Source organism: Paenibacillus sp. FSL H8-0260 (assembly GCF_045040625.1).
GTDB classification, from domain to species: domain Bacteria; phylum Bacillota; class Bacilli; order Paenibacillales; family Paenibacillaceae; genus Paenibacillus_AQ; species Paenibacillus_AQ odorifer.
Map to the genome: position 1 here is coordinate 3,882,089 of NZ_CP150298.1, position 25,979 is coordinate 3,908,067.

Sequence of the window (25,979 nt, forward strand, 5' to 3'; positions counted from 1 at the left end):
AATTATACCTCCATAACCAGCAGCTCAGGATTATTGAGCAGCGATTTAATGTAGTTCATAAAGTTTTGAGCAGTCGCACCATCGATAATACGGTGGTCAAAGCTGAGTGACAACGCCATTACTGGAGCAACTACGATTTCACCATTTTTCACAACTGCTTTTTCACTGATACGGCCAGTTCCGAGGATAGCCACTTCAGGGAAGTTGATGATTGGAGTAAAGAACATACCGCCAGCAGAACCGATGTTACTGATGGAGATCGTGCTGCCCTTCATTTCGTTAGCAGACAATTTACCGTCACGGCCACGAACGGCCAAGTCAGTGATGCTGCTAGCAATCATCCAAATGCTCTTACGGTCAGCGTCTTTGATAACTGGAACGATCAAACCGTTTGGTGTATCAGTAGCGATACCGATATTGTAGTATTTCTTGTAGACAATTTCGCCTGCTTCTTCATCAATCATAGCATTGAGTGCTGGGAATTGACGGGAAGCTGCAACAAGTGCCTTAACGATGAATGGAAGGTAAGTAACCTTAACGCCTTTTTTCTCAGCAATAGGTTTCATACGTGTACGGAATGCTACCAGTTCAGTAACATCTACTTCATCCATGATGGTTACGTGTGGAGCCGTGTAAGCCGATTTAACCATTGCGTTGGAGATCGCCTTACGAATACCCTTGAATGGTACACGTTCTTCTTCAAGACTAACGTTACCGCTAGCTGCTGCAGGTGCTGCTTTAGCTTCGGTTTTAGCAGCCTTAGGAGCTTCAGACGACGCTGCTGCTGCAGGAGCTGCTGGTGTAGAACCACCTTTCAAGAAGGCTTCTACGTCTTCACGAGTGATTTTACCACCTTTACCAGTTCCGTTCACTTTGGAAATATCCACTTTTTGCTCACGAGCAAATTTGCGAACGCTTGGTGTAGCCAAAACATCGCGGTCAGGAGCTGGTGTTACACTTGCAGATCCGCCTTCTTTAGCCTCAGCAGGGCTTGTTGCTGCAGGGGAAGAAGTAGTGTTTGCACTTCCTTTTGCTGCATCGGCTTCAGCAGATGCATGACCTTCTTGTTCAGGAACGTCGCCTTCAGCAGCGATAATAGCTACAACTTCGCCTACGCGGCAAACTTGGCCATCTTTAGTCAGAACTTCCAATACAGTACCATTCACTGGACATGGAACCTCAACTACCGCCTTGTCATTTTGAACTTCCATGATGATGTCATCATCCGTTACCTTGTCACCGGCTTTGATATGCATTTTGATGATTTCACCTTCATGCAGACCTTCACCCAGCTCAGGGAAGCGATATTCAAAATTCGATGCTTTGTTAGATGCTGGAGCAGCTGGAGCAGCTGGTGCAGCTGGCGCTTGAGCAGCAGGAGCTTCAGTAGCAGCACCCTCTTGATCAGGCACGTCACCTTCTGCTTCGATAATAGCCACTACTTCACCGACACGGCATACTTGACCGTCTTTTGTCAGAACTTCCAATACAGTACCGTTTACTGGGCAAGGCACCTCAACTACCGCCTTGTCATTTTGAACTTCCATTACGATATCATCATCCGTTACCTTGTCACCGGCTTTGATATGCATTTTGATGATTTCACCTTCATGCAGACCTTCACCTAGTTCAGGAAATCGGTATTCAAACTTTGCCACTTTGAAAACCTCCTCGTGAAATTGGGACTAACCTTATGATTTAAACTTTATAAGATGAAACAACGTTGTCATCCATATGGATGACAACTGTTTCTCGTAAAAATATTTAGAATTCCAAAACTTTCTTCACGCCTGCAATAATACGTGCAGGGTTTGGAAGCCATGTATCTTCTATTTGTGCGAATGGATACACAGTATCAGGACCTGCGATACGAAGCACAGGTGCTTCCAAGTGCAGTAGTGCTTTTTCATTGATTTGTGCGATAACTTCAGCAGCTACACCCGCACTCTTTTGTGCTTCTTGCACCACGATAGCACGGTTAGTCTTCTTCACAGACGCTACAATAGTATCGATGTCGATTGGACTTACAGTACGAAGGTCGATAATTTCAACATTAACGCCTTCTTTTTCGAGTTGCTCGGCTGCTTTGGTAGCTGTATGTACCATCAGCCCGTAAGTAATGATCGAAACGTCAGAACCTTCACGTACTACGTTCGCTTTACCAAGTTCAACTGTATATTCACCTTCTGGCACTTCAGCACGGAATGCATGATAAAGGTTCAAGTGCTCCATGAAGAAGACAGGGTCATTGTCGCGGATAGACGCGATTAGAAGTCCCTTAGCATCATATGGGTTTGAAGGAATTACAACTTTAATCCCTGGGCTTTGTGCGATCAAACCTTCGAGTGAGTCAGTGTGAAGCTCAGCAGCCTTAACTCCGCCACCAAAAGGAGTACGGAATACTACTGGAGCGTTATATTTACCGCCAGAACGCCAGCGCAAACGCGCTGCTTGAACAACGATTTGATCCAGTGCTTCAAAGATAAAACCTACGAATTGAATTTCAGCAATCGGACGGAAGCCTTGTACACCAAGACCAAATGCCAGACCGCCGATAGCGGACTCAGCTAGTGGTGTATCAAAAATACGATCTTCGCCAAATTCCTTTTGCAGACCTTCAGTTACACGGAAAACGCCACCTACATTACCAACATCCTCTCCGAAGATAAGAACGTTAGGGTCACGATTCAGTTCAACGCGCATCGCGTCGCGAATCGCTTCTTTCATATTCATTTGTGCCATTGCCTGATATCCCCCTTATTCAAAATCGGCTTTTTGCTCTTCCAGATGTTTAGGTGTTACTTCGAACATGCTGTCGATCAAGCCAGGTATTGTCATTTTTTCGGTTTGTTCAGCTTTTTTGATCTGCTCGTTAACAGTAGCTTTCGCTTCATCCTTCACGCGCAGAGTATCTTCTTCAGTCCAAAGACCTTTCTTCTCCAAATACTTGGCAAGACGGGCGATTGGATCCTTTTCACTCCATTGTCCTTCTTCTTCTTTCGAACGATATTTACTTGCATCGTCAGAAAGGGAGTGTGGACGGAAACGGTAAGTTACAGCTTCGATCAATGTAGCACCTTCGCCGTTACGTGCACGTTCTGCAGCATCACGTACAGCACTGATTACTGCAAAGATGTCCATACCGTCAACCTTAATCCCTGGAATACCAGCTGCAACCGCTTTGTGAGCGATCGATTTGGAAGCCGTTTGTTTAGCGAACGGAGTCGTAATCGCATAACCGTTGTTTTGAACAAAGAAGATTACAGGCAGTTTAAAACGACCAGCAAAGTTCAAGCCTTCGTAGAAGTCACCTTCTGAAGAACCGCCATCACCAGTGTAAGTAATTGCAACATTCTTTTGTTTTTTCAATTTGAAGCCCATAGCAATACCAGTAGCGTGCAGGATTTGCGCACCGATGATAATTTGTGGCATCAATACATTAACCCCGTCAGGAATAGCTCCACCATGTTGGTGACCGCGGGAATATAAGAAAGCTTGGTACAATGGAAGTCCGTGCCATACTAGCTGCGGAATATCACGGTAGCCTGGGCATAAGAAGTCTTCTTTCTCCAAAGCGAACTCACTACCAATCATGGTAGCTTCTTGACCGGATACCGGTGCGTAGAAACCAAGGCGACCTTGACGGCCAAGGTTTACTGCACGATCATCCCAAGTACGGGTAAATACCATACGATACATAATTTCTTTCAGTTGATCGTCGGTTAAATCGGGCATCTTATCCTTATTGATAATTTCTCCATCCGGGGAAAGTACCGATAGAGCCTCGACGTCCTCTGTATACACTTCATAAGGAACTTTACTCATTATCTTCACCTCAATAAAAAAATTTGAATATCAGCTGCCTCTGTTATAATATTATTATACACCTGTTTAGTTACTTTCGTCAAAGAAATACTTATAAAATTTATATTCCTTCAAATTTTGTATGTATAACAGGTGAGAAAATTTTATATAACAGTTTAACACTTTTCCAACAAGTAAATGATTAATAACACAGTTACACATTTAATAATTTTAGCGTAACCCTGTGTGTATTGCAAAATTCGACAAGAAAGGTGACGTGACAACGATGAGCGATTCTGTTTTTCTGAAACGCACAATTGTAAAAGAAACGCTTTGGAGTGAACATCTGCAGGAGGAACGTAAATTACGTATCTATCTGCCCCCAGGCTACAATGAAGTTCTGAGTTACCCCGTGGTGTACTGCCAAGACGGAGAAGAATTTTTCAACTTTGGACGCATTGCTACACTTGCTGGACAACTTATTATAGAAGAAGATGTCGAGCCCTTCATTATCGTTGGTGTAGAAGTTAACGTCGCTGTTCGGACTCAAGAATACGCTCCGTTCGGCAGCCGATTCAAGGAGTACCTATCTTGCTTTTCCGAAGAGATTATTCCCTTCATTGAAAAAAATTATCCCGTACGCCGTACACCCGACGAACGAATCTTAGCCGGTGATTCCCTTGGAGGCAGCGTCTCCCTCCATCTCGCTCTTGCTTATCCAGCTATCTTCACACGTATCATCAGCCTATCCGGTGCATTCTATCCCGAATCACAAGCCATGCTGGCTAAAGAAGAAGATCTCTCCTGGCTCAACATTAATATGGTCGTTGGACTGCAGGAAACAGATTACCAGACTGATACAGGGACCTATGATTTTGTTCAGATGAACAGAGAAACAAAAGCATTGCTTGAAGCACGTGGAGCTACCGTATCCTACCGCGAGAAAGACGGTCGTCATCTCTGGGGCTTTTGGCAAAAGGAACTCCCTGAATCTCTACTCTATTTTTTAAACACATAATGCCTTATTGATAGAAGCAAAAAATGAACATCTAAAGAACGTATGTAGATTTCAGCCGTGTTTACGCTTACAGTTTAATCCAGCAAATTTCCTTAATTTACTTTAATACTAATCAGAGAGGCTGGAACCCAACCGGGTTACAGCTTTTCTCTTATCACCATTTCTAGCAACACGTCACAGCCTGCATTGATCAAATCATATACCTGTTCAAAATTACCTGTAAAATAAGGGTCTGGTACTTCTCTCAATTCTTCCTCAGGCAATAAATCCATGAAGAACAAAAGCTTAGCCTCTTCTCCACCAGGAACCTTTCGAACATTCTCTCCATTAGACTTGTCCATGCAGACGATATAATCAAACTTCTGAAAATCCTCGCTACTGACCAAACGCGCTGCCATATTTGCATAACTAATCTTGTTTTGATCAAGTATACGTCTAGTCCCTTCATGCGGTTCCTTACCTATATGCCAATCTCCAGTTCCTGCAGAGTCAACCAGAATCTTATGTGAAAGCTCTCGTTCATCAATCTTATGGCGCAGAACGGCCTCCGCCATTGGTGAGCGACAAATATTACCCAGACAGACAAATAGCACGTTTACGATTTCATTCACCTCCCAATTGTTAAAACATTAGTAAATATGAATTTATGCACATAAAAAATCGCACACTATCATTTTAGCGTTGTCTTGGTCAATTGTGCAACTTTTCGATCTGCATTATACTGGGACAGGATAACCAACTAGAGTTTTAGAGGAGGAATGGATGTTATGCCATCCAAACGAGTTGTTATTTTTGCCGGTGGAGAACTATCTCCGGATTATTTCGCTCTATTAGATGAAGAAGATTTTATTATCGGTGCGGACCGGGGTGCATTATTCCTCATCTCACATGGATATATACCAGATATTGCGGTAGGTGATTTTGATTCTGTATCGCCTGAGGCTTTTCAGGATATTCAATCCAAAAGTAAAAAAACAATCACTTGTGACGCCGTGAACAAGGATTTAACCGACAGTGAGATGGCACTCGATATTGCAATGAATCAGCAACCTGATTCTATTTTACTATTAGGAGTTACAGGCACTCGAATTGATCACTCCTTAGCCAGCATTCAAATGATGACAAGGGCTCTGCAACGTCAAATCAATTGCTACGTGATGGATTCTAATAACTATGTGACACTTACCGGATCCCAAACAGTCATTGAAGATTTGGGCTACACCTATGTATCTTTGCTTCCATTAACTCCTGAAGTAACAGGGATTACATTAGAAGGATTTCAATATCCTTTGAATGATGCTACTTTAAAGCTAGGGCAATCTCTAGGTGTAAGCAACAAACTGATTTCCTCCACTGGAACAGTTAGAATACGTAGTGGATTATTGCTGATTATTCAGAGCAAAGACTAAATACATAGTGATATAGAAACATCCTTGTAACTTTTGTTTCAAAATTAAAAAGCCGTTAAATCCTTTATATATCAAGGGGTTTACGGCTTATTTTATTGCCCAAAATATCAAGTTATTAATTTTTTGTAACTTTTAATGAATTTTTAATAAAACGTTTACAACCCAGGCCCAGCCTCACTTTATTGCTGCTCTACCAAATTTTATGACATAGATAACCTGCTATACTACGAATCAGGCAAGCAAGACATGCCAAGCAAGACAGATTGATATACTAACTTTGGAGGTACTTACAACATGAATAAACAACAATGGATAAAAAAAGCGATTGTTATAGGAATGGTTACTACAATGGGCTTAGGAACAATGATGGCAACTGGTGTAGGTGCAACTAAAGTTGAAGCCGCTACGGTGTCCAAAGGACAAAGCGTTGTCAATTTCGGAAAAAACTTTATGGGAACTCCATACAAATTCGGAGCCTCTACTTCTACTACTAAGGTTTTTGACTGCTCTTCCTTTATGAAACATATCTTTAATAAATATAATGTATCATTACCCCGCACAGCTGCGGCTCAATCAAAAGTAGGAACTGCTGTATCCAAAGCTAACCTTCGTGTCGGCGATCTTGTATTCTTCTCCAGCGGCAGCAGAGCAACTGGTAAAAATGTAACTCACGTAGCTGTTTACGCTGGAAACGGTAAAATTCTGCACACTTACGGTAAACCAGGTGTTACGGTTTCTGATCTTAATTCTGGTACATGGAAAAAGACTTATCTAAAGGCTCGCCGCGTACTGTAAACAACAGCTCTATAGTAGAGTCTTTTCTATAAAAGAGAATTAGTCTCAGGATGTGGTGCTGCCTTCGGGCACCCTCATTACATATCCTGTTCCGCGAACAGTATGAATCAACTTGTTCCGGTACCCTTTATCAATTTTTAAGCGGATATGCCTGATGTATACATCTACAACATTGGTATCTGCATGGAATTGATATCCCCATACTTGTTTGAGTATTTCCTCGCGGGAACATATAATCCCTCGATTCGCAGCGAGATAATATAGAAGATCGAATTCTTTATGCGTCATCTTAAGCTCGATCCCTTCACGGGTGACCAGCCTGCGGCTGGGATCGAGCATTAAACCATCTACCTTTAACAGATGTTTTAAATTTCGACGCCGACCCGTGAGGGTTAATAAATTTAGAATTCTACATTTAAATTCACCGGTATGTAGTGGTTTTGTCATGAAATCATTCCCTCCGGCTAAAAAGGCCGCAACTGCTCCGTTACCAGATAATTCTTCGGAAATCACCATGACCGGAAGAATCATTCCCTCATCTCTTACTGCGGAAATGATTTTCCATCCTTCCCATGTTCCCACCTCGCCTAAATCAGCAAGCAGCAATACCGGTTCTACTTCAGAAATGGATAAGCGAAGATCTTCGGGATCTTCGCTTTTTGTTATTTGCAGACCGATATCATTAAACACTTTCGCAATAGCGTCTAGTTCTTCCTCTCCTCTTCCGTTTCCCGCAGACATATACCATATCATTTGCTCACTCACGAAGATCCCCCGTATCCATCAGACATGCATCAGCATCCCATTAATAGATATAGAATCCCCGGAAAACAAAGAGACCATTCCTATGAAATGGCCTGAGGATCTGTTTATTATGCTTTTTATCCAAAATATCGATGATAAAAGCTACGGGCAGCGGCAATATCCTTCGTTCCATGGATCAATGCCCGGCCATCTGCGAAGATCACCATCCGGTAAGGACCTTCCTTAAAGGAAATTAGATAAGGATTGCTCTCTACCTCACCGTCTCCTAAACGAGACAGACGACTGGCTGTTTCCTGCAAGTTAAGTTTCTGCAGCCGGGCAGGGCGGATCTGTACGGTATCCCTGCCACAAAGCACATCACTTCGTTCCGTATTTAAGGCTGTTAGATAAGGGTAGATCGGATGAGTCCCACAAGATGGACAATTCTCCTTTTTAGCACTTTTCACGCCAATTTCTTGATGTTCATTACGCCATACATCGAAAGTCAGCAGTTTATTTCGTAATTGGTCCTTACGGTTACCGAGAAGCTTTAACGCCTCAGCTGTAGCATTTGCAGTAACCAATTGCACGGCCTGTGGGAGAATACCCGCTGTATCACAGGTATCTCCCCCTAGTGGGACTGTACCTAAAAGACAATGAAGACATGGCGTTTCTCCAGGCAAAATCGTATATGTAATTCCATAGCTTCCTACACATGCTCCATAAATCCAAGGGATATTATTCTTTTGGGCAATATCATTAATGATGAGACGTGTATCGAAATTATCAGTCCCATCCATAATCAGGTCCACCCCAGAGATGAGTCCTTCCAGCTCTTCCTTCCGCACATCCATAACATGCGCTTCTATGACAACCTCAGAATTAATCTGCTGCAGTCTGTTCTGGGCTGCAATGGCTTTTGGAGCTCGCTCCTGCGCATCCATCTCGGTATATAGCTGTTGGCGCTGCAGGTTACTCCACTCTACATAATCGCGGTCAACGATAAGAACATGCCCAACCCCACAGCGGACTAATGTCTCTGCAATCCCTGTACCTAACGCACCCGCACCAACTACAAGCACTTTTGATTTTACGAGACCCTGCTGTCCTTCAGTTCCAAACGGCGCGAAACGTATCTGTCGTGAGTATCGATCTGCTCGCCCAGCGTTATGAAACATACATTATCTCCTCCCCATATCCAAAAAGCGGAGAACAGCAGGATGTCTGCTATTCTCCGGATTTATGATTATTCTATACCTGTACAGCTGACCACTGCTCAACATCCCAAATTTTCGTAACCCAATCTTCATAAAAATCAGGTTCATGAGATACAAGCAGGACTGTGCCTTTATATTCTTGCAAAGCGCGCTTCAACTCTGCTTTAGCAATAACGTCAAGGTGATTGGTAGGTTCATCGAACAGTACCCAGTTGCTTTCGCGCATCAAAAGCTTACAAAGACGCACCTTCGCTTGCTCCCCACCACTCAGCATACTAAGCGGACGTGTAATATGTTCATTTTTTAGACCACAGCGTGCCAGATGCCCACGAACTTCGTTCTGAGTTAAACTGGAGAATTCATTCCAGACATCCTCAATGGGTGTAAGACTAGCTGCTTTCACTTCTTGTTGGAAATATGCAGGGTTCAGATAATCCCCAAGATAGGTTTTGCCGCTGTATGTTGGGATCACTCCCAGAATTGTCTTCAGCAGTGTCGATTTACCCACACCATTGCAGCCAACAATAGCAATCTTCTCACCACGTTCAATGACCATATTTAGCTGTGGCAGCAGCGGACGATCATAACCGATCTCGAAATCAATTCCCTCGAAGACGGTTTTCCCGCTTGCCCGGCTCTCTTTAAACTTAAAGGTCGGCTTAGCAGCTTCTTCAGGACGATCAATTCGGTCCATACGATCAAGCTGCTTCTCACGGCTTTTTGCCCGGCCTGAAGTTGAAGCACGCGCTTTATTCCGCTGGATAAAGTCCTCTTGTTTTTTGATAAAATCTTGTTGCTTCTCATAGGCATCGATATGTTGGTTTTTGTTCATCTCCGCCATATCAAGGAATTTCTCATAGTTCGCCGTATAACGGGTCAATTTACCGAACTCTAAGTGATAAACGACATTAACAACTTTATTCATGAACTCAGTGTCATGGGAAATCAATATAAACGCATAAGGGTACTGTTTCAAATAGTTGGTCAGCCAATCGATATGTTCAACATCCAAATAGTTGGTAGGCTCATCAAGCAATAGTACATTGGGTTTCTCCAGTAGCAGCTTCGCCAGCAGCACTTTGGTTCTTTGACCACCGCTGAGAGAAGCAACATCACGATCTAGCCCAATCACGGACAGGCCTAAACCATTGGCCATTTCCTCTACTTTTACATCAATCAGATAGAAATCTCCGATATCCAGTTGTTCCTGAATGTCTCCCATCTGCTCCAGTAGTACTTCTAGTTCCTCAGGCGAAGCATCACCCATCTGCTCTGTGATCTTCAGCATTTCCTGCTCCAACTCAAGCAATGGCAAAAAAGCGTCCTTTAGAACATCGCGAATCGTTTTGCCCGGTGTAAGAATCGTATGTTGGTCCAAATAACCGTAACGCACCCGAGGGGTCCACTCTACTTTACCATTATCCTTCAAAAGCTTTCCTGTCAAAATATTCATTAGCGTCGATTTACCAACGCCATTTGCTCCAACAATTCCAACATGTTCTCCTGGTAACAACCGGAAAGACACGTTCTTGAACAATGTCCGATCCCCAAAATTGTGGGAAACGTCTTCTACAGTAAGTAAACTCATAAATTCTCCGCAAGCTCCTGTCTATACTTAAATAATGCGTAAATCAAATCACGTATAAATATATATTTTATCATACTTTAGCGGAACACTGAATTAAATGTTAGTCCCAATAGCCTATCTTAAGAAAAAACCACGGCGTTTTCCAACGTTCCGATCGCCCTCAATGTCCCCTAACAGCTCAGCAATTACATCTGCCAACTTCCCTTTTTGTAAAAATGGATCTTGCTGACACGGTAGATTATAAACTCTATCTATACCTAAAGAATTTCGCAATAGTTCAACAGATTGGTATTCAGCAAGTGGTAACCCCACTCTCCATTCCCGTTCAGGCTGCAGCCCACTCCGTTTAATCCATAATAAAGATTCCTCCAATCGCCAATCGGCGCCAGAAGCAATTAGAATGGGAATATCGCTATGCTTGATTTCTTCCAGCGCTCCATCAAATCCACCCGTGCCCAGATCTAATACCACAAATTGATAAGCTCCTCTCATAAGCTCTGCTACATCCCCATGGTGAGGTCGCTTCCAGTAATGAACCTTCCTCCAGGAAAATGCAAGCTCAGGGCTCTTAGCAGGAACTGAAGCGCTCTGCACATCAACCATATTGCGCATGCGCTCATAAACCGATGAATCCGGTGATAGATCAACCCAAGCTGTTGAACCGATCTGTGCCAGATAACTGCTAATTGCAAATGAAGTATGTGTTGTTCCAAGTCCCGGCCCTACTCCAAGTAAGGCGATCACTTTAGCCTTCCGTTTATCAATCGCTAGGGGCACAGACACTGCTAAAGGATTACCTTCATCCATATCATTCTCCACACGAACCAGCGCTTGAATAACAGCTGTTGCCTCCTGATATCTTTCCTCCGGATGAGGCCGTAATAAACGTCTAATTATAGGAATAAAAGCTTCGGGAACATGGTCACGCAACTTATTTTCCATTCCAGACTCCCAGTGGCTGCATAAGCCTCCGGTAGCCATATACAAAAGTAATGCACCAAGACCATATAAATCAGAAACCGGCTGACTCTGCCCATTCCCATACTGCTCAGGAGCCGCAAATCCTACTGTACCAAGCTTCACCGTATCTTCAACGATTCCTTTTCTAAAATTCCGCGCGATTCCGAAGTCGATTAACATCAATTCTTTTTGCTTAGTTAACATAAGATTGGAGGGCTTTAAATCACGATAAACAATGGGCGGATGATGACCATGCAAATATTGCAGGACTTCTAAAAGCTGTTTAGCTATTTGTAGGATGAATTCACAAGGCAATGGTCCGGGATTATCCTTCATCAGCTGACTTAAAGTTATCCCTTCAATATAATCCATAACTAAATAAGAATACCCTTCTTGATCCGAAAGATAGTAATCAACAATACGTGGAAGCCGCGGGTGATCCAGACACATTAGCATCTCCGCTTCCGCCTCAATGTCTGAAGGTAGTTCTTCTGAGCTTACACTTTCTTTTACAGCCCAGCGTTTCCCCTTTAAACGCAGATCCTCCGCAAGATAAACAATACTCATTCCACCTGTTCCAATCTGTTCAATAATTCTGTATCTGGCGTCCATTATCTGCCCTATCCCAAGCTTCGATGCAAAATTCAACTAAACATACCCCCTTTTTTACATAAAAAAAAGAGAAAGCTTCCGCCATTAACGTTGTTACCGCAGATTACGATAACGTTAATAACGGGATGCTTTCCCTTAAGATTTTTAAATTAGGATCTAACTTAGTATTTAATCATATAAAGTGTGATCTCATCACGATTATGAAACAGCTGCTTGGCCCGTTGAATCTGCATACGTTCGCCCTCAAACATTGCAATGATCTCTTTGATCATCGCTAGTGGTTTCTTATGCATCAGCTTCACAGTCACAATCGCTGTTCCACCTGGGGACAGGCTGTGCAGCAGCCCGGTTACAAGCTTCGCCATCAGCTTAGGACTCCAGCTCATATCACATACAAGCAGATCAAATTCATTATCGCGGAATTTCACTTCTCCGGCATTTTTGCGCAGGATCTTCAGACCCGGGTAATTACGCAGCGATTCATGCATCAAAGCAGGGTCAACCGCTGTTACCTTCATTCCACGCTCCAGCAAGAAAGAAGTCCAGCCCCCTGGAGAGGCACCGATATCAAGCGCATTACGGAAGCTGTAAAAAGGAATAGCGAACTCCTTCTCCGCTTCCATCAGCTTGAACTTAGCACGTGAGATTTGTCCGTCTTCCTTGCGGAAACGGATTGCACCGCCATTCCAGCCGGATAGATTCTCTTCTGGTCTGGACACTCCTGCATATAAGGCATTCCCGTCTGCGTAGACAGAAATGACCCATGCCGGATCTTGTACTGTAAATTCTGCACCCAAGCTCTGCAATTGCTCCTGCAGCCATTCACGAAGTTCGCCCGGACTTTCCTGCCAGAAGGAAGGATCCCCTTTACGAACATTTAGGGATACTTTCTCCCCCTCTAGCTCACTGCGGCGGCTTAAATACACAGCCAAACGCTGTAACGCATCCATGGTTCCTTCATCCTGAAACTGCACAGGCTGTATATGACGAAGGAAAATGGGCAGATTCTGTGTGAGCAATCGTGATACTTCCTCGGGTTCAGACTGCAAGGTGGCTAGAAAGATTTCTCCCGGCAGCAGCAGCGTACTCTTCACTGCGCCGAACAAGCGCCGAAGCTCTTCCTGAGCATATGGCGCAAAGCCGTGATTAGCTGTACAAATATATCGGGAGTACACCATTTCTTCCGGAGCAGTGGTCTGCTCTTCGTTATCATGTCTTAATTCGTTCAAATCGTTTTGCCTCCAGGTCTAATTTTAATCCAGGGACGACCGCTATCCCATTCTACATCAACAGGAATATCATAGGTGGCCAAGATCATTTCTTTGGTTAATACTTCTTCTTTCGGTCCGGAACCAGCTAGCTTACCGTCGCGAATTAAAGCAACATGTGTAAAAAGCGGGACAATTTCTTCCACATGATGAGTTACATATACAACGGAGACATTACGTTGTCTCAGCTTGTCTACTTCAGCCAGCATTTTTTCTCTTTCGTACAGATCAAGACCTGCACAAGGCTCGTCCATAATCAGTAGTTTGGGGTCAGCCATAAGACATCTTGCCAGCATTGCTTTTTTTCGCTCTCCCTGTGACAAGGTTCCAAAAGGATGAAGTGCCATATTGCCCAGATTCATATCCTCTAGCAAGCGGATTGCCTTCTCCTTCACATCGTGTGGAATGCTCTCGTAGAAACGCAAATAAGCGTAAGCTCCTGTAGCGACAACCTCCCACACCGGATCATTTAAAGACATCTTCTCCATTAAGGAAGGACCAATATAACCAATCTCTTTACGAACCTCGCGTAAATCACATTGACCATATTTATTCCCCAATACCTCAACAGTTCCTTTGCTAGGGAATATATAACCTGTCATAATCTCCAAAATGGTTGTTTTGCCCGAACCATTTCGTCCCAAAATGACCCAGTTTTCGCCTTCCTTCACTTCTAACGATACATCGTCCAAGATTAGGCTTTCTTCTCTGCGCAGAGATAAATGTTGTAATGAAATGATCATGATATAACACTCCTTATGTATTCCAGAATCCGCTCAACTGAAACCATTGAATAATAAATATGCGGATTCTCTATCCGGTCAGCAGAAGCCACAAGTAGAGCAGGGACACTGGTAATACGGTATTGTTGGACCAGATTAGGCAACATGTTTACATTTCCGGCAACCATTTGGAGTTCAGCAGGCAATAGATGTGCCGCTACTTCCAACATGCGTTCTGTAGCCTTACAGGTACCACACAGCGGAGTATGCAAAAATACTACCAGCGGTTCTCCCGGTCTCGTGAGTATCTCCAGTAAATCCGCTTCATTCATTTCCTTCATTTCAGACCCGTCTCCCCAGCGATATCATAAAGCTTATCAGAACTTAGGGGACCATTAAACAAGATCATCCCCTCAGGTTTAGCCGCGTATAAGATTTCATACATTTCTTTTCTCCCTAAAACACTGGAGGTGTGTAGATAGATTTCACGGGGGTACAGTCCTTCCAGAACAATCCGTCTAGCCACTTCCCCACCAGAATAATCATCCGGTCCCATATCATAATCTAACGATAAAATACCAACCTCACACTCACGCAACATCAGAAGACATTCTTCTGTTGTCCTGGCTAAAGCAAATCCAAGCGGACCTTTACGGAGATCGTCCATATAGATATGAGTCACTTTCTAGCCCCCGCTTCAAACCAACTGCGAACAGTAGCTATTTCATTCCGATGACTGCCATCTGAACCCTTTTCAGTTTCCAAAACAACAGATTTTTTACGTAATGGATCAGAAGTTATTAAGCGCTTAAGACCCTCTTCGCCGATATAACCTTTTCCTATTCCAGCATGCCGGTCCCGTCTCGAATCAAAGGGAAACTTAGAATCATTTAGATGAACAGCTACAAGATGTGGCCAAAATCCAAGCTGGTTTCCTCGTTCAAGCAAGTCTTCCGTATGCTCAGGATTCCAAATTCCCGCTGCAAAAGCATGACAGGTATCCAGACAAAATCCAATCTTCTCGGGAAACTGGCTAAGCTCACGAACCTTCACCAATTCTTCAAGTGTAATCCCTTCGGTACCATGGTTGCCCGCTTGATTCTCGATTAGCAGCTTGGCGTTACCTTCCCATGACTCCAGCGTCTCATTCATACATTGTATAATATTTTGATAGCCTTGTAACGGCTCCATTCCAGCAAAATGTCCAAAATGAACAACAATACCTAAGGAACCGCAGGCTTCAGCAATTTCCAGATCATTAAGTAGGGAGTCTACATACACCTTTCGAGGGGTAGTGTCATCCCTATTCGCAGCCATATTGATTGCATAAGGAGTGTGGGCGATAGAGGTGATTCCTTTTTCTTGGCAAAAGAGTGCACAATCCCTTGTATCTCGAATATCAACCGTCTTTAACTTCAGACTGCGCGGATTTTTCGGAAAATATTGAAAACTTGTTGCACCGCTCTCCCAAGCAAATCGGGCAGCTCTCCCATATCCACCACGAATGCTGACATGAGCCCCTATTTTGGGTTTAGGCTTCATGCTGACAGTCTGGGCAATAAAATACTTTGCGTCCAGACAGCTCTGTTTTGATAATCGTTCCCCCATCGCGTAGGCAAGGCTCGCCCTCACGGTCATAGACTTTACATTGATCATTATAAGAACCCGTAACCGTATCACCGGTCATAAATGGCATTTCCATGTATCCGCCAATCTCTGTCGCATCAGTTAATACTTTTTGAATGCTTTGATACAGGCGGGAAATGGCTTCAGGTGATAAATTTTGTACTAAAACTGAAGGCAGAAGTCCTGCGTCAAAAGCTATCTCATCCGCATAACAATTTCCAATACCCGCCATTACATGCTGATTCACTAACAGACTTTTTAACGCACCACGCCGCCCTTTTAATATTCCAGCAAAACGTTCCGGCGTCATCCGTCGATCCAGCAGCTCAGGTCCAAGCTTACCCATCGTTGCTTCGCTTTCCTTCACGGATACTAAATGTAAGAACCCTAACCGCAGGCCCATAAAATAAAGGATCTGATCACCAAATGCGATTTCTACTTGGGTATTACGATCCGGCCGTTCTTCTTCTGAACCATAAAAAAGCAATCCACCCAGCATTAAATGTAATAGTAATCTTCGTCCATCATGGAGATGAAACAAAATGTACTTGGCACGCCGCTCTACAAAAACAACACGCGCACCGATCAAGGCATTAATGAAAGCTTCTGTCTCCATGTTAATTGTTTTTTCTCTGTTCACAATTACATTAGTTATCGGAACATTTATAATACGCTGGCTAAGCAGCTGTCTATAATTCTCCATTTCCGGCAATTCTGGCATACTCATCGTCCCCTCTAAGTTGGTGAAGTAAATAAGACCCTAGCTATTATACACCGAGAAACATTTTAAGTTCAGCTAAATCGGCACATATTTCATCGGGAGTGATCCCTGTGATGCTTTTATAGTGCTCCAGATTCTCTGTAGTGGTTAAACCGGTAAGAACAAGGATTGTACGACAGCCCGCATTAACACCCGCAGCGATATCCGTACGCATATTATCCCCAACAACAGCAGCATGTTCAGGTTGAATGTTCAGAAGATCTGTCGCATATTTGATCAGGTGGGATTCTGGCTTACCGATCACTACTGGCTTCACTCCACTAGCAGCCTCAATTGCTGCACCAATCGCACCCGCACCCGGCATAACCCCATCATCTGATGGTAACATTAAATCTGGATTGGTGAGCACAAACTTTGCCCCGCTCAAAATCCAACGCGAAGCTTGAGCTAACGAAGCATAATTAAAAGAACGATCGATACCTTGCACCACATAATCAGGGGATTCTGTGACGATTTGGAGCCCTGCCTCAACACAAGCCATACGCAGTCCCTCTTCTCCAAGTATCGCCACTGTAGCCCCAGGTGATTCCTCAGCTATGTAACGTGCGGCTGCCATAGAAGAGGTACATACCTCCTCAGGTTTCGCCTCAATTCCCATTCCACTTAAGTGGGCAGCAACGTTAGCTGCCGTACGCGATGAGTTATTAGTAACAAATAAAAAAGGGATATCCGCTTCACGAAGAGCTTTTATCAGCAGATCAGCACCGGGAATCATTTTATGCCCATGGTACAATGTACCATCTAGATCAATCAATAATCCTTCAATTTGTTCCATCACTAACCCCTCAGTTTCCACAATAAATTTAATTAATATAATAAATAAATAATAGTATTAACAAACTCGTAGCCTTTGCCCTGCTTGGATTTACAGAAAAACTCAATCCCTTTAGGTGGAAGATATCACCTACTGATTTTCGGCAATATGTCCAGCCATTCGTTCGTCTTTTACTCCGTGATTACTTTAAATCTAACACACTTCGTCGAATGAAATCGAACAACCGTCCCATCCAGCATTTTTTAGCATAGCACTGTCATTTCCTGCGCTTTCCCGGAAAATAATCATTCCCCCTGTTGCCCATTTAGTCTGCGAGGTACCGGATATGCATTAAATTCCTCAGCTAATAATGTCTCTGGGAATAGGAGTTCAGCTTCCTCAAGCAAAGGAATTAACTCTTCATGCGAGCTGTAACGAGAACTGAAATGAGTCAGCAACAGCTGTCCTGCTTTGGCTTGTTTTGCTAACTCTGCAGCCTGACGGGCTGTACTATGATGATATTGATACGCCATGTCAGCCAGATCATGGGCGAAGGTTGCTTCATGAACGATAAGGTCTGCATTAAGAGAGAGTTCTAAGGCTCCCGAACAAGGTCTTGTATCTCCAAGGATAGTAACAATACGTCCTCGTTTGGGTTCCCTGACAACATCAGCAGCACAGATTCGTACACCTTCATCCGTAACAACATCTTCACCTTTTTTTAATTTCCCATAAATCGGTCCCGGTTTTAAACCATAACTCTTAAGCAATTCCGTATTGAGGCTTCCGGGACTATCCTTTTCCGTTACCCGGTAGCCATAGCTGTCAATGCGGTGCTCAAGTAATGCAGCCTCAACTTTAAAGCTATCATCCTCGAATATAATTCCTCCTGTATGCTCTACAATCTCAATCTTATAAGGAATTCGGGATTGGCTCACAGCTAAGGAGATCTCTAAGTAAGCTTTTAATCCAGGGGGTCCGTACACCGTTAACGGCGCTGTCCCTCCCTGATAACCACGACTTGATAATAGACCTGGAAGACCAAATAGGTGATCACCATGCAAGTGGGTAATGAATAGCTTTTCCAGCTTTCCTAGCCGAATCGGTGAACGAAGAACCTGATGTTGTGTACCTTCCCCACAATCGAACATCCAAATACTGCGACGTTCTTCCAGCAGTCTTAATGTAACGGACGTTACATTGCGTTGTAGCGTTGGCACACCTGCATTAGTACCTAAAAAATATAAATCCATTCTTTTTCCTCCCTTCTGCTTATTGGCTCAACCATCTCTTTTCAATTCTAAACGACCTTCTTCCAGCAAAAAACCCCCCAGTTACGGGAGGTTCCGCTGAAAGGGATACAATCCCCTACAGACCAGGTATATAAATGAAAGAATTACAGCTTCTCTACATTAAAATACTGCGCTTCTGGATGGGCAAATACCATAGCCGAAACGGAAGCTTCGGGCTCCATCATAAAGCCTTCTGTAAGGTGAACACCGATATCCTCCGGAGATAACAACTTAAACAGTGGACCTTGATCTTCTAAATCCGGGCATGCAGGATAACCAAATGAAACACGGATTCCTTGGTATCTTGCCCCATGTCTTTGCTTCATCGTCATATCCGCCGGATCCGGGAAACCCCAAGTATCGCGCATCATATGATGGACGCGTTCCGCCAGTCCTTCTGCCACTTCAAGTGCAACCGACTGCAAGGCGTGTGAACGCAGATAATCTCCGCTTTCTTTCAGCTGAGTAGACAATTCACGTACACCGTGACCTGCTGTTACAACTAGGAATCCAACATAGTCCATAATACCACTGTCAACAGGTTTCAAAAAGTCCGCCAAGCACAGATGAGGCTCTACCCCTTGTCTCGGGAAAGTAAAGGTATGCAGGATCTCGGACGTATTCTGTGGATTATACACTATAATATCATTCCCTTGCGATTGTGCAGGGAAGAATTGATACATAGCATGTGGAGTAATGGTACCCTCTAGCATTGCTTGATGGAGAATATCGTCTACGGTACCCTTCAGTTCAACAGTCCGCTGATCTCCAGCAGCTAATTGGGCTTCTACAGAACCCCGTAACCCCAAATGATGACCCAGCAGCATTTGCATATTCACATAGGGGATAATATGCCCCAATGGATAGTTACGCAGTACGTGGCGTTCTAAATCCGGTGGAACAAATACAGGTGCATCTGGAGATATTTTGGAACGCACTGCTCTGGTTAGTTTCGGCAGTTCTTGCTTAGGCGCCACCGCAACCGCTGCTTCTGCCTCCACACGAATTTCCTCGGCAATCTTCTCCCGTTCTTCAGGGTTCATAAGCCGATTGGCAATATCCAGCCCGTCCATAGCGTCCTTAGCATACAATACTAGACCGTCATATTCTGGACGAATACGGGTCTTCGTAAATTTACGGGTCAAAGCTGCGCCGCCAACCATAATCGGAACATCGATCCCTGCTGTACGTAAATCCTGAGCGGTGAGGACCATCTGCTGAGCAGATTTCACAAGCAGCCCGGACAATCCTATCGCATCAGCTTTTTCTCGACGGAAGGCTTCGATAATGGTCTCTGGTGGTACTTTTATACCCAAATTAATGATCTGATAACCATTATTGGAGAGGATGATCTCCACAAGATTCTTACCAATATCATGCACGTCCCCTTTTACGGTTGCCAGCATAATTTTTCCTTTAACTGCTGTCTCATCCTTCTGCATAAACTGCTCTAGATGATTGACAGAAGCCTTCATCACTTCAGCGCTTTGCAGCACCTCAGCAACGATCAATTCATTATTATTAAATAACCGGCCGACTTCCGACATCCCTGCCATCAGCGGTCCATTGATGATCTCCAGCGGACCAGATTTAGTCAATGCTTCATTAAGGTCAGGAATGAGTCCTTCCTTCGTACCTTCAACCACATAGGAAGCTAAACGTTCTTCAAGTGACAGGTTGGAAATCTTCTCTTTTTTCTCTACTTTTTTACCACGGAAAGCCGCTACAAAAGCAGAAAGCGTCTCATCATTCGTATTATAAATCAGTTCCTCAGCAAGATGACGTTCTTCAGCAGGAATGGAAGCATACCGCTCCACTTTCTCTGTATTTACGATCGCATAATCCAACCCAGCTTTTGTACATTCAAAAAGGAATACGGAGTTCAACACTTCACGTCCCGCTTCCGGCAATCCAAAGGAGACGTTGCTGATGCCCAAGATCGTATGAACACCTGGAAGTGCTTCCTTGATCAAACGAATGCCGTCAATCGTTTCTTTTGCTGAACCGATATATTGTTCATCTCCGGTTCCTACAGGGAACACCAACGTGTCAAAAATAAGATCTTCTCCTGCTAAACCGTACTTATTCACTAGCAAGTCATAGGAGCGTTTAGCCACTTCCAGTTTATCTGTCGCCTTAATGGCTTGTCCCGTCTCATCGATGGTACCCACAACAATAGCTGCACCATATTTATGAATGATCGGCGTCACCAGCTCGAATTTTTCTTCACCATCTTCAAGGTTAATGGAGTTAATTATCGCCTTACCTTGACAGTACTGCAAAGCCAAATCGATAACCTTAGGATCGGTAGTATCGATCATCAGGGGTACTTTAACCTTTTTCACAACCAGTTCTAAGAAAAGCTTAATATCTTCAATCTCATCACGGTCAGGGTCTTGTACACACACGTCAATAACCTGTGCCCCACTCTTCACCTGAGCACGGGCAATTTCTGAGGCTTCCTCATATTTACCTTCGACGATAAGACGTTTAAATTTACGAGAGCCAAGTACATTCGTACGTTCACCAACCATGTATGGGCGGTTGTCGTTCTCAATATAGATAGGCTCAATGCCTGAAAGTGCAGGTGGATGATTACCTGTCAGCGGGCGTGGAGGATATTCAGAAAGTGCTTCCTTCATCGCACGGATATGCTCTGGTGTCGTTCCACAGCAACCCCCTGCAATGTTCAGCCAGCCTTTTTCGGCAAAGGCTGCAATCTTGCGAGCTAAAGAATCTGGAGATTCATGATAATGTCCGTTCTCATCCGGCAATCCTGCGTTTGGATAACAGCTCACGGCTGCGGAGGAGATCTCCGAAAGCGAACGAATGTGATCCCGCATAAACTCAGGACCAGTCGCACAGTTGAGGCCCATAGAGATAGGCTTCAGATGTTCTAATGAGATATAAAATGCTTCAATATTCTGACCTGCCAATGTAGTACCCATTGGTTCAATTGTTCCGGAAATCATAACCGGCAACGTGATGCCAGTCTTTTCAAAAGCATTACGAATACCAATACTTCCAGCTTTAACGTTAAGTGTATCTTGAGAGGTCTCCAGCAGCAAAACATCTACTTTACCGTCGATCAATGCCACTGCTTGTTCCTCATAGCTATCAACTAACTCTTGGAAAGTAACGCCTCCAGTTACTGAGAGCGTTTTTGTTGTTGGACCCATAGCCCCCACGACGTATCGCGGACGGTCAGGTGTGTCATATTTGTCTACTGCTCTTCGAGCCAACTCTGCTGCCGCTAGATTGATCTCACGTGCCCGCTGAGGAATATCATATTCAGCTAGCACAACAGAGGTTGCACCAAATGTGTTAGTCTCAATGAGATCAGCCCCTGCTTCGAGGTACTGCTCATGAATCGTCTGAATGACTTCTGGGCGTGTTAATACCAGCATTTCATTACAGCCGTCCAGCTCATCGCCTCCAAAATCTTCTCCAGTAAGAGGCACCTGTTGGATCATCGTGCCCATTGCGCCATCAAGGATCAAAATCCTTTGTTGTAAGCTTTCCTCAAGTGTATATTTAGCCAACTAATAGTCCCCCCAGTAAAACATTAGAGTAAGTTTAGCAGAATAAAGGAATTTCGAAAAGCCTTCCTTTCCACTCTGCTTTATCTGTTATTGCTCAGTAACCTTTGCGAACCTTTGAATCATGGTTTCACAGACAGCTCTTTGCTAGGCATAGAGTGCTGTGTCCGGGCTGTCACATGTGAAGTGACATTATATTGTCCTTCCTTTTCAAGGGTCCCTTCTGCTTGATAGACTCCTTTACCAATTAGCTTTCCCTTAAGCTCTATTTTCTGTCCCTCATCATTTTTATTCACAATTTCGAACAGAACCTCTTTTGCATCATCTACTGCCTCGTTATCTTGGGTCACCACAGCTTCAAAGGTTACCTTTTGATTTACAACAACTTCTTCAGGACTCCATTGTAGTTCGACTTTGATAGGTTCCATAGACATGTTCATATTCATGTTATGTATTTCTGAATGCTTGGTTCCATTTGAAGAACATCCACCTAGTACTAGAAGTGTTGCACCTAATAATACAGCGACTAATTTCTTCGATCTCATCATTTGGAGCCCTCCCAATCATTATCGAATAATAAAAATCTACCAATTCATGTTATACATCTCCATCTATTATACACATTATTATTGGTTTTTCAGTATTTTGCATCAATTCCGCATTAGTCTTGTGACTTAAATCATTTACTTAAAAATCTAATGAAATCCTTATGTTAGTATGTATGTACAGAAAAGCAGCGAGTTTCTTAGGATCTCAGAAACTCGCTGCTTTTATAAAGTCTTTATGTTGGAGCTAATAGCTCTGTATATCTTACAAGGATTGAACTAGTGGAAGAAGTTCCTCAAGGTGATTGATTTCATGATCCGGATGAATATCAAGACTAGGTGCTCTACCTTTTCTATTAATCCAGACCGTGGTCAACCCTGCTGCCAGCCCCCCACGGATATCCGTTGTTAGCTTATCGCCGACCATAACCGCTTGCTCAGGCGTTACATCAAGAAGCTCTAAAGCATGCAGGAAAATTTCCTTATCCGGTTTGCCTTTACCAAAGCTTCCGGAAATCACAATATGATCAAAGAAAGGAATTAACTCGGGCACACCATCTAGTTTCTCTTGTTGCAGTGCAGGACAGCCGTTCGTAAGTAGCAAAAGCTTCACTTGACCCCGTAACTGTTCCAGTACATGCATTGTTTCTTCATAGATGTATGGACGTTTTCTGCGCTCTGCTGCGAATTTAGTTGCCAAGGTCTCAGCTAGTGCTTCGTCTTCCACCCCTAACACTGCAAGTCCGCGACGCCAAGACTCTTTACGATATACCGGTGCAAGCTGCTCCAATTGACGGAATTCTGGCTGTTCACCTGCCGTAAAGTTAGCCCAGAGTGCTTCATAAGGATTAATTCCGATCATCTTTGTAAATGGGAACGTCTCATAAGATTCATACAAGCTACTTGCTTCCTTACGAACTGCAACTTCTAGTTCTTGTGGATCAATCGTATCCCCGGCGGCTTCACAAGCAGAACGAAATGCTTCTTCGACGCTCCGATCATCCCACAGCAATGTATCATCAAGGTCAAATAGTACAGCAGAAATTGGCATTACAGGTCTCCCTCTCCCTTTAACTGGTCTAGTTCTATTCGTGAACTACTTCAATGTTGTGAGCTTTAGCAAATGCTTCTAATCGTGTACTCATCGCATTAGTATCATAGCGATTCATAAGTTTTGTGAAAATCCATTTCGTACGTTTCCCTTTGTGCTTAATGACTACAGCTCCACGCGAAAGGGTGATTTTCTCAATATCTGCAGCTGGAAGTCCGCGTTCGCGATTGAATTTAATAGTGGACAGTCTTGCTTTTTCCACCTTCAAGTACGGACGACGGAAGAACAATAGCGCTGCCAGCAAATAGTACAGTACTACTCCCAGCCAATTAGCCAGCATGCCATTGCCTTTGGCCTGATCAATAGAACCAACTACCCAAAACATAGTGCCAAGTATCACTAACACTACCGGAAATGCAATGTTGCGACCTTTAAAGACTTCGGCATTCTGGGTAGGAGATTTAGAGGCATAAATCGTATCCTTGCCTTGTTTCTTTCTTTGCTTGTTGATTTGCTGTGTGTTGCGTTGAACCATTCTTTCCCAAGAACGGGCCATGTGCGTTCCCCCTAGTCATCCTGAAATATCTATGAAAAGGAACAGCGAGCTAATGTTTAAGCCCCTTGTTACCTTGTTCATGCTCATCGTTATCTACTACTTCAATAGTATTTAATTGTGCTCGGAAGTTATTGCGGATATTCCCCAGGTAAATTTCACGAAGCTTGGCGCGTTCCGCCACTTCCTCTTGATTAAGGCCTACGCTCTTCTGTTTGCGTGCCAATTCGTTAATTCGCGCGACCAACTCATCAATATTCAATACTTTCCCTCCCCCTATAAATTAATTCTAACTCTGCCATGAGAAAAAGAGCTTGTCAAGGTCTACTCCCTGCAAGCTCTACTGGTCATTCTATTATGTTCTCAGAAAATTAATAAATAGGTAAAGTAAGTATGTCTCCAGCGTTAATTTGACTACTCTTAATCCCACTTGAACGTTTAATTCCTTCTATATAAACAACTGTCTTCATATCAGCTGGTTTATTCTTAAGGGCAATACTCCATAGTGTATCTCCACGTTCAACCACAATCCGCTTCTCTTCCTTCATTATAGTCGTCGATCCTGCAAACACATTTCCCACTACTGTTAGGCCAGATAATACTAGCACGAAAATCAATATTAACTTAATAAAGAAATCTTGACGGAACAACGAAATCATCCCTCCAAGCAAACGTTCCGTTATCTCTTTCACCTTAGCGGAATTACGGGCAACGTCATTATGTCCTATAGATTCAACCACTGGGGCCTTGTCGTAGATGCTGCGGTATGTACTGTATTTTAGCATAATCATCATCCTCCAAACACTTGTTCTTACTTTCGAATTTATAATAACACGAACATGTGTTTTGTTCAATACTATTTCAGAACAATTGTTCTCTTTTTTTCGAGAGACTCAAGCGGTTCATTTTATTATCATTTGTCTACCATTTTTTAACTCTAGCAGATTAATATTTATAATAGTTAGAACTTATGTTTGTGCGAACGGTAGTTCTATGTTATAATTTTCCCAAACATTACTATATGGGGTTGATTCCAATGTCAAAGATTTCAAGTCGCCAGCTGGCGATCCTGGAATTTATACGAAGCGAAGTCCGCAGCAAGGGTTATCCACCTTCCGTCCGGGAAATTGGAGAAGCTGTTGGCCTTGCTTCCAGCTCCACAGTTCACGGTCATTTGGACCGGCTTGAGAAGAAGGGACTTATTCGTCGAGATCCAACGAAGCCACGTGCAATAGAATTACTAGGCCAAGAGGATTCAGAGAATGTTCACCAATTCGCGCAGACCATCTCACGGATTCCTGTCGTAGGTAAAGTTACCGCCGGGGTACCAATCACTGCTACAGAGAATATCGAAGACTACTTCCCACTTCCTACTCACTATGTAGGTGACAACAAAGTATTTATGCTGTCTGTCATGGGTGATAGTATGGTGGACGCAGGCATTATGAATGGTGACTATGTGATTGTTCGCCAACAACAAACAGCGGACAACGGAGATATCGTTGTAGCCATGACCGAAGAAGATGAAGCAACCGTTAAGACCTTTTACAAGGAACGTGATCATATACGGCTTCAGCCGGAGAATCCAGCTTATGAGCCGCTTCGCCTTAATCGCGTAACTATTCTCGGAAGAGTCATCGGATTGTTTCGAGATATCCACTAAGTATGCACTTCTAACATAAAAGGCTGTTCCGCATATGC

26 protein-coding genes are annotated in these 25,979 nt (G+C 43.6%); 4 read left to right on the top strand and 22 right to left on the bottom strand.

The window, feature by feature from the left end:
* Positions 1-2: 2 nt before the first annotated feature.
* From MHI51_RS17215 to pdhA, 3 genes are all read right to left on the bottom strand, one after another.
* Positions 3-1,658, bottom strand: a complete 1,656-nt coding sequence (locus MHI51_RS17215) for a 2-oxo acid dehydrogenase subunit E2 (protein ID WP_405173123.1) — start codon at positions 1,656-1,658, stop codon at positions 3-5.
* 106 nt (positions 1,659-1,764) lie between these two features.
* Positions 1,765-2,742 (bottom strand): alpha-ketoacid dehydrogenase subunit beta, encoded by a 978-nt coding sequence (locus MHI51_RS17220; RefSeq protein ID WP_038571553.1) that lies wholly within the window; start codon positions 2,740-2,742, stop codon positions 1,765-1,767.
* Positions 2,743-2,757: 15 nt separating this feature from the next.
* A complete protein-coding gene (gene pdhA / locus MHI51_RS17225) occupies positions 2,758-3,825 on the bottom strand; it encodes a pyruvate dehydrogenase (acetyl-transferring) E1 component subunit alpha (protein ID WP_038571556.1) in 1,068 nt (355 codons plus the stop codon).
* Positions 3,826-4,090: 265 nt separating this feature from the next.
* On the opposite strand from pdhA, the gene MHI51_RS17230 reads away from it, so the two are divergent.
* A complete protein-coding gene (locus MHI51_RS17230) occupies positions 4,091-4,822 on the top strand; it encodes an esterase family protein (protein WP_076279314.1) in 732 nt (243 codons plus the stop codon).
* Positions 4,823-4,959: 137 nt separating this feature from the next.
* Here MHI51_RS17230 and MHI51_RS17235 read toward each other — a convergent pair whose 3' ends face one another.
* Positions 4,960-5,424, bottom strand: coding sequence for a low molecular weight protein-tyrosine-phosphatase (locus MHI51_RS17235; RefSeq protein ID WP_076184504.1), 465 nt, complete (start codon positions 5,422-5,424; stop codon positions 4,960-4,962).
* Between the two features lie 165 nt (positions 5,425-5,589).
* On the opposite strand from MHI51_RS17235, the gene MHI51_RS17240 reads away from it, so the two are divergent.
* On the top strand, positions 5,590-6,231 hold the full coding sequence (locus tag MHI51_RS17240; RefSeq protein WP_036687693.1) for a thiamine diphosphokinase: 642 nt from the start codon (positions 5,590-5,592) through the stop codon (positions 6,229-6,231).
* A 294-nt stretch (positions 6,232-6,525) separates the two neighbouring features.
* Positions 6,526-7,026: a C40 family peptidase gene (locus tag MHI51_RS17245; protein WP_076128433.1), complete on the top strand. Its 501-nt coding sequence runs from the start codon at positions 6,526-6,528 to the stop codon at positions 7,024-7,026.
* Between the two features lie 45 nt (positions 7,027-7,071).
* Here MHI51_RS17245 and MHI51_RS17250 read toward each other — a convergent pair whose 3' ends face one another.
* From MHI51_RS17250 to MHI51_RS17335, 18 genes are all read right to left on the bottom strand, one after another.
* Positions 7,072-7,791, bottom strand: a complete 720-nt coding sequence (locus MHI51_RS17250) for a response regulator transcription factor (protein ID WP_076128431.1) — start codon at positions 7,789-7,791, stop codon at positions 7,072-7,074.
* A gap of 116 nt (positions 7,792-7,907) precedes the next feature.
* Positions 7,908-8,948 (bottom strand): ThiF family adenylyltransferase, encoded by a 1,041-nt coding sequence (locus MHI51_RS17255; protein WP_076217980.1) that lies wholly within the window; start codon positions 8,946-8,948, stop codon positions 7,908-7,910.
* 73 nt (positions 8,949-9,021) lie between these two features.
* The gene (locus MHI51_RS17260; RefSeq protein WP_036687697.1) at positions 9,022-10,575 is read right to left on the bottom strand and encodes an ABC-F family ATP-binding cassette domain-containing protein; all 1,554 of its coding nucleotides are present in this window, start codon (positions 10,573-10,575) and stop codon (positions 9,022-9,024) included.
* Between the two features lie 114 nt (positions 10,576-10,689).
* Positions 10,690-12,183: a serine/threonine protein kinase gene (locus tag MHI51_RS17265; protein ID WP_405173124.1), complete on the bottom strand. Its 1,494-nt coding sequence runs from the start codon at positions 12,181-12,183 to the stop codon at positions 10,690-10,692.
* Positions 12,184-12,308: 125 nt separating this feature from the next.
* Positions 12,309-13,325 (bottom strand): SAM-dependent methyltransferase, encoded by a 1,017-nt coding sequence (locus MHI51_RS17270; protein ID WP_076184506.1) that lies wholly within the window; start codon positions 13,323-13,325, stop codon positions 12,309-12,311.
* A 47-nt stretch (positions 13,326-13,372) separates the two neighbouring features.
* Complete coding sequence (locus MHI51_RS17275; RefSeq protein WP_076218008.1) at positions 13,373-14,155, bottom strand: ABC transporter ATP-binding protein; 783 nt, start codon at positions 14,153-14,155, stop codon at positions 13,373-13,375.
* On the bottom strand, positions 14,155-14,478 hold the full coding sequence (locus tag MHI51_RS17280) for a co-chaperone YbbN (protein WP_076128425.1): 324 nt from the start codon (positions 14,476-14,478) through the stop codon (positions 14,155-14,157). The genes MHI51_RS17275 and MHI51_RS17280 overlap by 1 nt, the downstream gene beginning before the upstream one ends.
* On the bottom strand, positions 14,475-14,819 hold the full coding sequence (locus MHI51_RS17285) for a cyclic-phosphate processing receiver domain-containing protein (RefSeq protein WP_076184432.1): 345 nt from the start codon (positions 14,817-14,819) through the stop codon (positions 14,475-14,477). The genes MHI51_RS17280 and MHI51_RS17285 overlap by 4 nt, the downstream gene beginning before the upstream one ends.
* Positions 14,816-15,679, bottom strand: coding sequence for a deoxyribonuclease IV (locus MHI51_RS17290; protein ID WP_341002945.1), 864 nt, complete (start codon positions 15,677-15,679; stop codon positions 14,816-14,818). The genes MHI51_RS17285 and MHI51_RS17290 overlap by 4 nt, the downstream gene beginning before the upstream one ends.
* Entirely contained in the window at positions 15,669-16,484 is an 816-nt protein-coding gene (locus tag MHI51_RS17295) for an Fpg/Nei family DNA glycosylase (protein ID WP_076133771.1), read from the bottom strand. Before MHI51_RS17295 ends, MHI51_RS17290 begins: the two co-directional genes overlap by 11 nt.
* A 46-nt stretch (positions 16,485-16,530) precedes the next feature.
* A complete protein-coding gene (locus MHI51_RS17300) occupies positions 16,531-17,319 on the bottom strand; it encodes a TIGR01457 family HAD-type hydrolase (protein WP_076217983.1) in 789 nt (262 codons plus the stop codon).
* A 284-nt stretch (positions 17,320-17,603) separates the two neighbouring features.
* Positions 17,604-18,551 carry a ribonuclease Z gene (rnz, locus tag MHI51_RS17305; RefSeq protein WP_076277053.1) on the bottom strand — a complete coding sequence of 316 codons (948 nt, stop codon included), beginning with the start codon at positions 18,549-18,551 and terminating at the stop codon, positions 17,604-17,606.
* 143 nt (positions 18,552-18,694) lie between these two features.
* A complete protein-coding gene (metH, locus tag MHI51_RS17310) occupies positions 18,695-22,072 on the bottom strand; it encodes a methionine synthase (protein WP_405174065.1) in 3,378 nt (1,125 codons plus the stop codon).
* 179 nt (positions 22,073-22,251) lie between these two features.
* Positions 22,252-22,677, bottom strand: a complete 426-nt coding sequence (locus MHI51_RS17315) for a FixH family protein (protein WP_038571571.1) — start codon at positions 22,675-22,677, stop codon at positions 22,252-22,254.
* A gap of 262 nt (positions 22,678-22,939) precedes the next feature.
* Entirely contained in the window at positions 22,940-23,725 is a 786-nt protein-coding gene (locus tag MHI51_RS17320; protein WP_076217984.1) for an HAD family hydrolase, read from the bottom strand.
* A 34-nt stretch (positions 23,726-23,759) separates the two neighbouring features.
* Positions 23,760-24,281: a hypothetical protein gene (locus MHI51_RS17325; RefSeq protein WP_076128411.1), complete on the bottom strand. Its 522-nt coding sequence runs from the start codon at positions 24,279-24,281 to the stop codon at positions 23,760-23,762.
* Between the two features lie 49 nt (positions 24,282-24,330).
* The gene (locus tag MHI51_RS17330; RefSeq protein WP_036687717.1) at positions 24,331-24,540 is read right to left on the bottom strand and encodes a DUF896 domain-containing protein; all 210 of its coding nucleotides are present in this window, start codon (positions 24,538-24,540) and stop codon (positions 24,331-24,333) included.
* A 109-nt stretch (positions 24,541-24,649) separates the two neighbouring features.
* On the bottom strand, positions 24,650-25,063 hold the full coding sequence (locus MHI51_RS17335; RefSeq protein WP_076128409.1) for a LysM peptidoglycan-binding domain-containing protein: 414 nt from the start codon (positions 25,061-25,063) through the stop codon (positions 24,650-24,652).
* A 251-nt stretch (positions 25,064-25,314) separates the two neighbouring features.
* Here MHI51_RS17335 and lexA point away from each other — a divergent pair, with 251 nt between their 5' ends.
* Positions 25,315-25,941, top strand: coding sequence for a transcriptional repressor LexA (gene lexA, locus MHI51_RS17340; RefSeq protein WP_036687720.1), 627 nt, complete (start codon positions 25,315-25,317; stop codon positions 25,939-25,941).
* Positions 25,942-25,979: the final 38 nt, after the last annotated feature.